Raw genomic sequence first — 11,647 nt, forward strand, 5'->3', positions numbered from 1 at the left:
CCTCGCCGGACGCGCCGGATCCGCCGCCGGATATGTCACCGCCGGGCTGGGCGGGCGCCCCCTCCCCTCGCACGCTGCTGTGCCTCACACGTCCCCCTCAAGATCACTTCGTGTCGTGGTGTGCCGGTCGCACCGGCACGGGCCGGCCGTCGACCGGATGTCCCGTCCGCCGGCCTTGCCCGGCCCGCTTGCCTTGCTCGCTCGGCGCCGCGCCCGGTCCGCTTGCCCTGCTCGGCCTACTTGGCGCAGACCGCCTTGTCGGCCTCGACCCGCTGAATGTCCTCCGGCGCCTTCTGCGGCGCCGTCATCGAGACCCCCGCCCCCTTGAAGTCGGCGCCGAGCGTCAGCTTCATCGGGGTCTTGGGCGCGGCGTCCGCCGAGCCCATCTTCAGTGCCGTGGCCGGCAGGCCCATCATGTCGGCCAGCGCCCGGGCCTGGTCGGCCTGGTTGGGCGCGTACTCCAGCTGGGTCGTGTCGACCTTGGCGGGCGCGTTGCCGCGATTGCTGGCCTTGTTCACGCCCTTGCTGTTCTGCAGCCAGGTCAGGGTGGTGGAGGCGGAGCCGCCGGGGCCGCCGCCGTTGTAGACGTCCACCCGTACGTCGCCGGCCGGCGCGCGGTTGCCCTGGAGCAGGGCGTCCGCCTTGCTCTTGGCCTCCGCGTCGGCCGCGTCCTTCGCCGCCTGCTCCTTCTGCTCGACCTCCGTCAGGGAGACGTCCCCCTGGATCATCTTCAGCAGCGGATCGGCCGACTTGTGCTCGATGACGACGGTCGCCTTCTTGCCCTCGGGCTCGGCCGGGTTGTCGAGCACCGGGAGCGTGGTGAAGGTGATGTTCTTCAGATTCATGTCCTTCAACTCACCGGCGAGATCGGTGAGTTTGTCGATGGATCCTATCCCCGAGTCCACGTTCAGCGACTTGGTGGCCGCCTCCGCGAGGGAGAAGAACTTCTTCGGACTGGTCAGCGTCTCCTTCGACTTCATCTCGCGCATCATCGAACCCAGGAACTGCTGCTGGGTCTTGATCCGGTCGAGGTCGCTCCCGTTGGCGAAGGCGTGCCGGGTCCGTACGAAGGCCAGGGCCTGCTCGCCCTGCAGCCGGTGCTCGCCCGCGTCCAGCTTCAGCTTGGAGTCCTTGTCGTCGACGGCCTTCTCCACGCAGACCGGGACGCCGCCGACCGCCGTGCTCAGCACCTTCACCGCGTTGAAGTCGACCATCATGAAGTGGTCGACCGTGACCCCGGTGATCTCCTTGACCGTGCGCATCGTGCAGCCCGGGTCGCGGCCCTCCTGGCCGAGGCTGATGTTGAACCGCGTCCCCTTCTCGCCGGGGATGGTCTTCGTCGAGCCGTCGGGCTGCTTCGTCGGGCAGGCCGGGATGTTCGTGATCAGGTCGCGCGGGATGGACAGCGCGGTCGCGTTGCTGCGGTCCTTGGAGACGTGGAAGAGGATCGTGGTGTCGGCGTGACCGACGCTCTCCGCGTCCCCGTAGCCCTCGTTGCCCGCGCCGCTGCGCTTGTCGGTGCCGATGACCAGGATGTTGATGGGCTGGTCCTTCTTGAAACCGCCCGTGCCCGCGTCGCCGACGTCGGTGACCTTGAGGTTGCCGTTCAGGTGGTTGTAGTAGAGGTACGCGCCCAGCGAGCCGCCGACCAGCAGGAAGGCGAGGGTGCCTCCGGTGATGACCAGGATCTTCTTGCGCCGGCCGCCTCCGCCTCCTCCGCCCTTGCGCGGACTCCCGCCGCGCCGCCCGGGCGGACCCTCGCCGCGCCGCGGCCCGGGTACTGCCGGGGACGGGGTCTTGGGGGCTGCCGGCGCTCCGGGACGGGCCGAGGACCGTCTGCGGGGGGCGGCGACGGAGCGCTGCTGCTGCGCAGCGGAGCGGTCCAGTCGCAGTTCGTAGTTGCCTGTGCGGGGATTGAGCACCCACTGGTCTGCGGGGTCGATCTCGTCTGCCCGCCCACGGCTTTGCGCATCCACGGTTGCTCGAATCCTCCGTCGGTGCCTCGCGACGCGCCTCCCCCAAGACGCCCGTTCAACGATCCGGCTGCTGGTGCACGGCGCCCTCTTTTCTGGCCGGGGCACCGGGTCGCTCACCTTATCCGCCCTGGTCAACCGCAAACCATGGTGGTGACACATTCCACTCCCCTTATAGCGGGGCAAACCGCCCAAGCCCTTCGGTTCGGACGCCGCCTTTTGGGATTGCTTTACCGGCAATCGGCCGTGCCCGCCGTGGTTCCCGTGAAGGTGGGGACGGGGGCCGGGGTGGAGGTGGTTCCCGACGGGGGTGCGGAGGCGTCCGGTGCGGTGGCGCGGGCGGTCCCCGGGACCTGTTCGGTTCCGGCCGTCGGCGGGGTCACCGTCACCGGCCTGTCCGCCCGCAGGTGCTCGAACAGCTGGGTCGCGTCCGGCTGTACCAGCTCGTCCCGGTTCGGGTCGGCGGCGTACGGGCGGCGGGGCACCGTCAGGAACTTCACCTGCTCGGTCGGTATGTCCCGGATGCCCCGGACCAGTTCGTACAGGTCGTGCAGTGAGGCCAGCCCCGGGTCCGTCGTCACCGAGGAGGTCGCCGCATCCAGCAGCGGGTACAGCCGGCCGGGGTTGAGCAGCACCCCGTTGCTCTGCACCTTCTTGACCAGCGAGCCGAGGAACTGCTGCTGGCGCTCCATCCGCTCGGTGTCGCTGCCGTTGCCCAGGCTGTAGCGGGCGCGGACGAAGCCGAGGGCCTGTTCCCCCCGCAGGTTCTGCCGGCCGGCCGGGAGCTTCAGCTTCGCCTCGGGGTCGTTCATCGGCTGCCTGAGGCAGACCTCCACCCCGCCGATCGCGTCGACCATCTTCTTGAACCCGCCGAAATCCACCACCATGTGGTGGTCGATCCGGATTCCGGTGAGCTTCTCCACCGTACGGATCGTGCAGGCGGCCCCGCCCCACTGGAACGCCCAGTTGAACTGCGCGAGCCGCTGGGTGGTCCGGCTCCCGTCCGCCGTCAGGCAGGCGGGGATCTCCGTCATCAGGTCCCGGGGTATCGAGACCGCGGTCGCGCTCCTGCGGCCCGCCGGCAGGTGCAGCAGGATCGCGGTGTCCGAACGCTCGGTGCCCCGGTCCGGCCCGTACCGGGCGTTCTCCTCGCCGGAGCGCGAGTCCGAGCCGATCAGCAGGATGTTCTGCGCGCCGCCCACGAGGTGCGTGGGGCGCTCCCGCTCGTACCGCTCCAGCTCGGCCGCCGCGGACGTGTCCGCGGTGATGTTCGCGTCGAGCTTGCGGTAGAGCCACCAGCCGGTGGCCGCCCCGGCCAGGACCAGCAGGGCCAGCCCGAGCCCGATCCAGCGCAGCAGGCGGCGCCGGCGACCGCGCGGAGGCTTCGAGGAGCCTCCGGCCGCCCCGGCGGCGCCCGGTATGCCTGCGCTGTCCCTCACTCGCGTTCCGTCCCCTCGCCGCACCGGCTGTGTCGGTGACACGTGCGGGCCGTACGGGTGGATGCACGGCCCCTGCCGATCGTGCCCCCGGCCCGTCGGGGCGGCCCGGGGGCAGGGCCCTGTCTAGGGCCATGCGGGTGACAAATCGCTTGGCCGTGGGGTTGGGCAGAGTGGGTGACGGCGCAGCCCCGCGCTATACGGCGGTGTGGGTGACGCGCTCGCTCTCGATCCGCTGCGCCAGGCCGTCCGCCGACAGCCGGTCCAGGTTCCGGCACAGCACCACGGACCCGCCCGCCGCCAGCGCGGCGAACAGCCCCGCCGACAACCCGTCCCAGCTGTCGTAGCCGAGCCCCGACAGCAGTCGGGAACCCGCACCGAGGCCGAGCTTCGCCGCGTCCTCGCGGGCGCGGTCGACGATCCGTGCGTACGAGAGCTCCTCGCCGCCGGCCACCAGCCCCGGCCCGTTCGCGTCCACGGGGGCGAACGGGGCGAACCGGTCGCCCTGCCCCGGCACCTCCACCGCGTAGTCCGCGAAGCCGGCGGGCGGCTGCGGGAACCGCCCGCCCAGCGGCCGCAGCGCGAGGGCGACCCGCTCGCCGGAGCAGGCCGATGCCTCGTCCAGGGTGTCGGGCCCGCTCACCACCAGATCGGCGTCGGCCGGATCCCCGCCCACCTCGGCGACGACCCCGACCGAGGCACAGGCGAGCAGCCACACGGCGCTCTGCCAGTGCGCGGGGAGCAGCAGCGAGAGCCGGTCTCCGGGCTCGGCGCCCAGGTCGCCCTGGAGCAGATTCGCGGTCTTGGCCACCCAATTGGCGAAGGTGGCGACGGACAATTCGACGCGCTCGCCCGTGGCGTCGTCGTAGAAGGTGACGAGGGGGCGGCCCGGATCGGCGGCGAGCGCGGATCGCAGCAGGTCGGCAGGGGTGCGGTCAGTGGCATTCACCCGCCCCAGCCTACGCGCGGGCCCTCGCCCGTACGGCGGGCACCGGCTCCTCCGTACGGGCGAGGGACGCGCGCCCCGGACCGGACGGGCCGTCAGTTTTCCGATGGCGGTTCGTGGTGTGTGTGTTCAGCATCGCTTTCATGCGTGGATTCCTTGCTTCCTCGATCGGTGTCGCGACGGCTGCCGCCCTGGCCCTGCCGCTCGCGCTCTCCACTCCGGCCCTGGCCGCGCCTTCCCTGGGCGCGGCCGCCCCCGTGGCCCCAGCCGGGTCCACCCAGTCGCTGCCGCTCGCCCCCCTGGGCCCCGCGGCCGACCGGTCCCCCGGCGTCCCCGGCATGAGCGCCTCCCCGCGGCTGCCCGAGACCCAGGGCCTGCCGCAGCGCGAGGTCAAGAGGTTCTCGCTGGTCGGCGTCGTCTGGGACGACGCGACCACGCAGCTGTCCGGCCGGGTCCAGGTCCGCACCCGCTCGGTGCGGAGCAGGACCTGGTCCGACTGGCAGGACGTCGACACCCACAACAGCGAACACGCCCCCGACCCGGGCACCGCGGAGAGCGGCTCCGGCCGGGCCCGCGGCAGCACCGCCCCGCTGTGGGTCGGCGACTCCGACGGGGTCGAGGTCCGCGTCCAGGCGGAACCCGCAGCCCCGGCCACCCGCGGGGCGACCCGGCTCCCGTCGGGCATGCGGATCGAACTCGTCGACCCGGGCGCGACGGACCCGGTGACGGTGGTCGACCCCAAGAACGGCGGATCGGGCACCTCCGACGGGTCCGGCCGGGCCGACGATCCCGAGGGCAACGACAAGGGCGACGTGGTGGCCCTGCCCGGCATGACCATGGAGACGGCGGAGTCCTCCTCCGCCAACGTCCCGCTGGCCCCGCTCGGGGCGACGGAGATCACCGCGCTCAACAAGGCGGACTCCACCGCCGACGCGGCCCTCGCCGGCGAAGGCACCCTCAGCACGGCGGCCCGCCCGTACATCGGCCCGCGGCCGAGGATCGTCACGCGGCTGGGCTGGGGCGCGGACGAGTCCCTGCGCGAGGCGGGTTTCGTCTACACGAGCACGGTCAAGGCGGCCTTCGTCCACCACACCGCTTCCGGCAACAACTACGCCTGCGCGGACGCCCCGGCGGTGCTGCGCAGCCTGTACCGCTACCACGTGGTCAGCAGCGGCTGGCGCGACATCGGCTACAACTTCGCCGTCGACAAGTGCGGCACGGTGTACGAGGGCCGGGCGGGCGGCGTCGCCAAGGCGGTGCAAGGCGCGCACACCATGGGCTTCAACACGGACAGCATGGGCGTCGCGGTGATCGGCACGTACACGACCACCGCCCCGCCCGCGGCCGCGGTGAAGGCGGTGGCCCAGCTCACGGCATGGAAGCTGGGGCTGTTCAACAGGGACCCGCGGGCGAAGACGACGCTGAAGTCGGGCGGCGGCAACCTGTTCGCGAAGGGCACGAACGTGAAGCTGAACGTGATCTCGGGCCACCGGGACGGCTTCGCAACGGAATGCCCCGGCAAGCTCCTCTACGGCCAGCTCCCCCCGACCCGCGTCTCCTCGGCCAAACTCCAAGGCCGCCCCTAGCCCTGCCGCCTCTCGCCCCGCCGCCCCGGGGCCCGGCCGCCCAGGGGCGGCGGGGTTCAGGCGCAGGCGGACAACGACGTCGGCCCCGGCGGCGGGTGAACCCGTGCCGCGGCCGGTTCAGACCGCGAGGGCGGGCGCGAGACCGAACGCCGGCACCAGGCTCGGGTCGTTGAACGAGGTGATGCGGGCAATCGGGTCCCCGGTCACGGTCAGGACCTGCACGCCGTACGCCAAGACCAGCCGCCGGAGGAAAAACCGTCGCCGCACCCCGAACGGAGAGGGTGATGCAGGTCACAACCACCCGCCGGATCCGTACCTGCGCCGCGGGCCGGTGGCCGTATCGGGACGGCGCGCCGCCGCGCCGTCCCGGCCCCGTCGGCGTTTGAGGCCCTGGGGGTCCCCCGGACGGAGTCTGGGGGCAGAGCCCTCGGCAGCGCCGCCGCACCTCGGCGGGGTCCGGGGCGGGTCCCTGGGGGCGCCTCCCAGCGGTAGCCGGGGGAGGACGGGGGAAGGGCAGGTGGGGGACGGGCCCTGCCGGGCTACGCTCAATGGCATGGCCGGCCGCTTCGACCCCCTCACCCGCACCGCCGTCCGCGGCGGCCGCACCACCGTGCCCACCGGCACCGCCCAGCAGCCGGAAGACGTCCGCACCCCGACCGGCGCCGGGGCCGACGCCGCGGCCGAAACCGGGCCCACGCCGAGGCTCGGGGCCGACGCCGCGGCCGAACCCGGGCCGACGCCGAGGCTCGGGGCCGGCGCCGCGGCCGAAACCGGGCCCACGCCAAGGCTCGGCGCCGCGGCCGAAACCGGGCCGACCGCGAGGCCGGGCGCCGGGGGCCGGGTCCGGGAGTGGGAGCCCGAGGGGGCCGTCGATCTCGGGCTCACCCTCGGCCCGCTCCGACGCGGCCCCGCCGACCCCACCTTCCGCACCACCCCCGACGGCTCCCTCTGGAAGGCCAGCCGCACCCCCGAGGGCCCGGCCACCCTCCGCGTGGCCCTCCGCCACAGCACCGGGACCGTCCACGCCGAAGCCTGGGGCCCCGGCGCCGAGTGGATGCTCGACAGCCTCCCGGCGCTCCTCGGCTCCGGCGACGACCCGGCCGCCTTCGTCCCGCGCCACCGCCTCCTGCACGCCAGCCACCGCCGCCGCCCCGGGCTCCGCCTCACCCGTACCGGACTGGTCCTGGAATCCCTGATCCCCACCGTCCTGGAGCAGAAGGTCACCACCGACGAGGCGTACCGCGCCTGGCGGCGCCTGGTGTGCCGGTACGGGGAGCCCGCGCCCGGCCCGCAGGAGGGGGGCCCGCAGGGCCTGTACGTCATGCCGGACGCCCGGACCTGGGCGCTGATCCCGTCCTGGGACTGGCACAAGGCCGGGGTCGACGCCAAGCGGTCCGCCGCGATCGTCCGGTGTGCCCGCGTGGCGAACCGGCTGGAGGAGGCCGCCGCCATGGAGCTCCCGCAGGCCACCGCCCGGCTGGAGGCCGTACCCGGCATCGGCCCCTGGACCTCCGCCGAGACCCTCCAGCGCAGCAACGGCGCCGCCGACGCGGTCACCACCGGCGACCTGCACCTGCCCGGCATCATCGGCTACGCCCTCGCCGGGAACCGGGACGCCGACGACGCCGCCATGCTGGAGCTGCTCGCCCCGTACGCGGGCCAGCGCCACCGCGCGGCCCGCCTCATCCTCCTGGCGGGCCAGGCACCGCCCCGCCGCGCCCCGAAGATGCGGAAGACGGACATCGGAAAGCTCTGACCGCGGTCCGCGGTCCGGCGGCCCGGGCAGGCCGACGGAACGGGCGGGCCGCCGGAACCGGCAGCCCGCGCCGCCTACCGGACCTCGATGAAGTCCTCCGCCGACCGGGCGGGCCGCTCCGCCGGAGCCGACGCGGCATGGCCCACGGCCACCGCGCCCATCGGGTCCCAGTCCTGCGGCAGCCCGAGCACCTTGCGCACCACGTCCCGGCAGAACATCGTCGAGGACACCCACGCCGAGCCCAGCCGCTCCCCGGCCAGCGCGACCAGGAAGTTCTGCACGCCCGCGCCCATCGCGACCACGAACATCTCCCGCTCCGCCACATCGCGCCGGGCGTGCCCGTAGTCGTGCGCGCCGTCCGTCACCATGCACGGCACCACCAGGTACGGGGCGCTGCGCAGGACGTCCCCGCGCCGGACCCGCCTGGCGATGGACTCCTCGGACTTGCCGTCCCGTCGCAGGTCCTCGACCCAGGCGTCCCGCATCGCGTCGAGCAGTTCGAGCCGCGCCGCCGCGGACTCCAGCAGCACGAACCGCCACGGCGTCGTGTGGTGCGGCGCCGGGGCCGTCACCGCCGCCGCCACCGCGCGGCGGACCGCGCCCGGGTCCACCGGGTCCGCCGTGAAGGCCCGCACGGTGCGGCGCTGCGTCACGGCTTCCCGTACGGCCTCCGAGGTGCCCAGCCGGAACATGTCGTCGGCCGGCGGGCGCACCAGGTCGGCCGCCGAGGAACCCTCGCCGAGTACGTGTCCCAGCCCGCGTACGACCGCCACCGGCAGCCCGGCCGCCTTGCCCTTGACCAGGTCTCCGGCCGCGGCCAGCTCGTCCGCCGTGGCCACTATCGTCGCGCTCAGCGGGTTGCCGTGGGCGTCCGTTCCGCCGCGCAGGTCGTCCAGGACCCGCACTCCGGCCGAGCCGATCGCCACGTCCGTGAGCCCGGTGCGCCACGGCCGTCCGAACGTGTCGGTCACGATGACGCCGACGTCGACGGACAGCAGCTCGCGCAGGCCGACGCGGATCGCGGCGGCCGAGGCGTCGGGGTCCGCGGGCAGCAGCAGCACCGTGCCCGGCTCGGTGTTCGAGGCGTCGACTCCGGCCGCCGCCATGACCAGTCCCTGCCGGTTCTCGACGATCCGCAGCGGGCCCCGGCGCGCGACGACCCGTACGGTCTCCGCGTCTATGGCGTCCTCGCGGGAACCGGCGCGGACGATCCGGCCCTCCGCCTTGGAGACGATCTTCGAGGTGACCAGCAGGACGTCCCCGTCCCGCAGCTCCGGCCCGGTCGCCGCGATCAGCCGCGCGAGGTCGTCGCCGGGGCGGACCTCCGGGATCCCGGCGACGGCGCGCACCTCGTACGAGGGAACGCTCACCGGGAGGCCTCCGCGAGCGCCAGCGCGGCACGGGCCATCTCGGCGGTGGCCGCCAGGTCGGTCATCATCAGCGGCACGGCGCGGCAGGCGATCCCGGCGGCCTCCACCTCGGCGACGGCGTCCGCGTCGGCGGTGTCCACGAGCCAGCCGTCGAGCAGTTCGTTCCCGTAGTGCCGGGCGACGGCCGCGGCGGTGGACTCGACGCCGACGGCGGCCAGCACCTTGTCGGCCATCCCGCGCACGGGCGCGCCCCCGACGATGGGGGAGAGGCCGACGACGCTCGCCTCGGCGGCGGCCACGGCCTCGCGGATGCCGGGCACGGCCAGGATGGTGCCGACCGAGACGACCGGGTTGGACGGCGGGAGGACGATCAGGTCGGCGGCCGCGATGGCCTCGAGCACGCCGGGAGCGGGCTTGGCCTGCTCGGCGCCGACGGGTACGACGGCCTCGGCGTCGAGTGAGGCGCGCAGCCGGACCCAGTACTCCTGGAAGTGGATGACGCGGCGCTCGCCGGTTTCGGGGTCGTTGACGGCGACGTGGGTCTCCACGCGGTCGTCGGACATGGGCAGCAGCCGGACCCCGGGCTGCCAGCGGTCGCAGAGCGCCTCGGTGACGGCGCTCAGCGGGTAGCCCGCGCCGAGCATCTGCGTACGGACGATGTGGGTGGCGAAGTCGCGGTCGCCGAGGCCGAACCAGGTGGGTCCGACCCCGTACGCCGCGAGTTCCTCCTTGACGGTGAAGGACTCGTCGGTGCGGCCCCAGCCCTGGTCCTCGTTGATGCCACCGCCGAGGGTGTACATCACCGTGTCCAGATCGGGGCACACCTTCAGCCCGAACAGGTGAATGTCGTCACCGGTGTTGCCGATGACCGTGATGTCCGCGTCGGGAACCGCCGACTTGAGTCCGCGGAGGAAACGGGCGCCGCCGATGCCGCCGGCCAGAACAACAATGCGCATGCAGCGCAGTCTGTCAGGCCCGGCCGGGTCCGGGCGGATGCGGCCCGGTCAGACCGGGAGCGTCTCGGGCCGGGCCGGGGAGCAGTTGTGCATCGGCATCTCGGTGAGACCGGGGAAGTAGACGTGCAGGCTGACCGCTCCGTCGAGGGTGTCGTTGACCATCTCGTGGGCGTAGCCGGGGGCGAAGACGCGCTGGGCGCCGGCGCCGAGGGCGAGCGGTCCGCGCGGGCCGTGCTCGGTGAGCTCGCCGTCGAGGACGGTCAGGACGCCGGAGGAGGCGCCGTGGTCGTGCAGGCCGCTGCCCTGGCCGGGGACCCAGCTGAGCAGCCAGACCTCGTAGCCGGGGCCGGTGCGCAGCCGGTGGTACCAGCGGGTGGTGGCGTCGTACTCGACCAGGTGCTCCCACTCGGCGCGGTTCGCGGCGATGGAGCGTGCGAGGCCGACGAACTCGGAGACGGTGGCCGGGTGCTCCCGGGCGGGCTGCAGGAGGTGCTGGACGGAGAGGATGTCGCCGGCGATCTGGAGGTCGCTCTCGACGGTGGGGGAAGTGCTGTTCATCGGGGAGTCCTCGATGGATGTCAGTCGTGCTGGCGGTCGCTGTGGGGGTGGCCGGAGCTCAGGGGAGCCGAGGCTCCGAAGGCATCAACAGCAGCAACAGCAACAGCGAACCTGGGCAGCGCACAGGAACCCACGAATGGGGGTCCGGGTGGCTGCAGAGGTCACTGACATGGGGACAAGGAGACCGGGTCGGAGGGTCGACTGTCAACCCAATGCCTCGTATGTCGCAAAAGTTTCATCTGATCCGGTTGCCGTGCTCGGAGAGAGGTTTGTGCAGTCCGATGTGGGGGAGGTGGCGCTCCACGCCACGCTGTGGCCCCCAACCAAACCCGACGCGCCGTTCCGTGACCGGAATGTGATCTGCGCCGCTTTCTTTGGCTTGATCGCAACCGCACCGCGGAGCGACACGTCGATTGCGGGTGAACAGGGGCACAGTGGGGCGGCAGTTGCATGTGTCACGATTTTTGGCGATATGAACACTTTCTGCATACGCTTGGTTCCGCAGAGTGAATAAGGGGCCCAATAGCAGATCTCGGCTTGACTGCGCTGGAGCCCCCCACTTGTAATTTCACTCGTGTCGTTACGTAGCGATCAGTGACGGCACGGCCACGGGGACGCACAGACAGAGCGAGGGGCGCACATGACCGAGCTGTTTCAGGAACTGCTGGTCGAGGAGGCGGACGAAGAGCTCGGATGGCAGGAGCGCGCTCTGTGCGCCCAGACCGACCCCGAGTCCTTCTTTCCCGAGAAGGGCGGCTCCACCCGCGAGGCCAAGAAGGTCTGCCTCGCCTGCGAAGTCCGCTCCGAATGCCTCGAGTACGCCCTCGCCAACGACGAGCGATTCGGCATCTGGGGCGGCCTGTCCGAGCGTGAACGCCGACGGCTGAAAAAGGCCGCGGTCTGAAACGGCCGAAGCGCCCCCCGACGGGCGCCCACGGCACATCGCATGACATATCGACCCGCACCACCCGCGGTACGCGGAACAAAGCAATGAGCAGAGCAAACGGTCCGCCTCCTGCACCTTCCCCGCAGGAGGCGGACCGCTGTGTTCCCAGCCGTTAGTGTG

Annotated in this window: 9 protein-coding genes; 3 read left to right on the forward strand and 6 right to left on the reverse strand. The window is 72.7% G+C overall.

Annotation, left to right across the window (positions count from 1 at the left end; all coding sequences use genetic code 11):
• Nucleotides 1–236: 236 nt before the first annotated feature.
• The 3 genes from AB0I68_RS28435 to AB0I68_RS28445 all read right to left on the reverse strand — a co-directional run bounded on the left by AB0I68_RS28435 (nucleotide 237) and on the right by AB0I68_RS28445 (nucleotide 4,358).
• The gene (locus AB0I68_RS28435; protein WP_363180201.1) at nucleotides 237–1,976 is read right to left on the reverse strand and encodes an LCP family protein; all 1,740 of its coding nucleotides are present in this window, start codon (nucleotides 1,974–1,976) and stop codon (nucleotides 237–239) included.
• Between the two features lie 227 nt (nucleotides 1,977–2,203).
• Nucleotides 2,204–3,412 carry an LCP family protein gene (locus AB0I68_RS28440; protein ID WP_363180202.1) on the reverse strand — a complete coding sequence of 403 codons (1,209 nt, stop codon included), beginning with the start codon at nucleotides 3,410–3,412 and terminating at the stop codon, nucleotides 2,204–2,206.
• A gap of 193 nt (nucleotides 3,413–3,605) precedes the next feature.
• Complete coding sequence (locus AB0I68_RS28445) at nucleotides 3,606–4,358, reverse strand: TIGR03089 family protein (protein ID WP_363180203.1); 753 nt, start codon at nucleotides 4,356–4,358, stop codon at nucleotides 3,606–3,608.
• A 140-nt stretch (nucleotides 4,359–4,498) separates the two neighbouring features.
• Between AB0I68_RS28445 and AB0I68_RS28450 the strand changes: the two genes are divergently transcribed.
• On the forward strand, nucleotides 4,499–5,941 hold the full coding sequence (locus AB0I68_RS28450; protein WP_363180204.1) for a peptidoglycan recognition protein: 1,443 nt from the start codon (nucleotides 4,499–4,501) through the stop codon (nucleotides 5,939–5,941).
• 553 nt (nucleotides 5,942–6,494) lie between these two features.
• The gene (locus tag AB0I68_RS28455; RefSeq protein WP_363180205.1) at nucleotides 6,495–7,697 is read left to right on the forward strand and encodes a DNA-3-methyladenine glycosylase 2 family protein; all 1,203 of its coding nucleotides are present in this window, start codon (nucleotides 6,495–6,497) and stop codon (nucleotides 7,695–7,697) included.
• A gap of 74 nt (nucleotides 7,698–7,771) precedes the next feature.
• Here AB0I68_RS28455 and AB0I68_RS28460 read toward each other — a convergent pair whose 3' ends face one another.
• From AB0I68_RS28460 to AB0I68_RS28470, 3 genes are read right to left on the reverse strand one after another with little or no spacing between them, the layout of a single operon-like run.
• Nucleotides 7,772–9,067 (reverse strand): coenzyme F420-0:L-glutamate ligase, encoded by a 1,296-nt coding sequence (locus AB0I68_RS28460; protein WP_363180206.1) that lies wholly within the window; start codon nucleotides 9,065–9,067, stop codon nucleotides 7,772–7,774.
• A complete protein-coding gene (gene cofD, locus AB0I68_RS28465; protein WP_363180207.1) occupies nucleotides 9,064–10,023 on the reverse strand; it encodes a 2-phospho-L-lactate transferase in 960 nt (319 codons plus the stop codon). The genes AB0I68_RS28460 and cofD overlap by 4 nt, the downstream gene beginning before the upstream one ends.
• Before the next feature lie 48 nt (nucleotides 10,024–10,071).
• Nucleotides 10,072–10,581, reverse strand: coding sequence for a cysteine dioxygenase family protein (locus tag AB0I68_RS28470; protein WP_363180208.1), 510 nt, complete (start codon nucleotides 10,579–10,581; stop codon nucleotides 10,072–10,074).
• Between the two features lie 640 nt (nucleotides 10,582–11,221).
• Here AB0I68_RS28470 and AB0I68_RS28475 point away from each other — a divergent pair.
• A complete protein-coding gene (locus AB0I68_RS28475) occupies nucleotides 11,222–11,485 on the forward strand; it encodes a WhiB family transcriptional regulator (RefSeq protein WP_003983763.1) in 264 nt (87 codons plus the stop codon).
• Nucleotides 11,486–11,647 lie beyond the last annotated feature (162 nt).

This window comes from Streptomyces sp. NPDC050448 (assembly GCF_040655295.1).
Lineage (GTDB): Bacteria > Actinomycetota > Actinomycetes > Streptomycetales > Streptomycetaceae > Streptomyces.

What these genes read in the sequence shown, in the direction of transcription:
- AB0I68_RS28450 (WP_363180204.1), top strand. Translation starts at nt 4,499, where the DNA reads ATGCGTGGATTCCTTGCTTCCTCGATCGGTGTCGCGACGGCTGCCGCC.
- AB0I68_RS28455 (WP_363180205.1), top strand. Translation starts at nt 6,495, where the DNA reads ATGGCCGGCCGCTTCGACCCCCTCACCCGCACCGCCGTCCGCGGCGGC.
- cofD (WP_363180207.1), bottom strand. Translation starts at nt 10,023, where the DNA reads ATGCGCATTGTTGTTCTGGCCGGCGGCATCGGCGGCGCCCGTTTCCTC.
- AB0I68_RS28470 (WP_363180208.1), bottom strand. Translation starts at nt 10,581, where the DNA reads ATGAACAGCACTTCCCCCACCGTCGAGAGCGACCTCCAGATCGCCGGC.
- AB0I68_RS28475 (WP_003983763.1), top strand. Translation starts at nt 11,222, where the DNA reads ATGACCGAGCTGTTTCAGGAACTGCTGGTCGAGGAGGCGGACGAAGAG.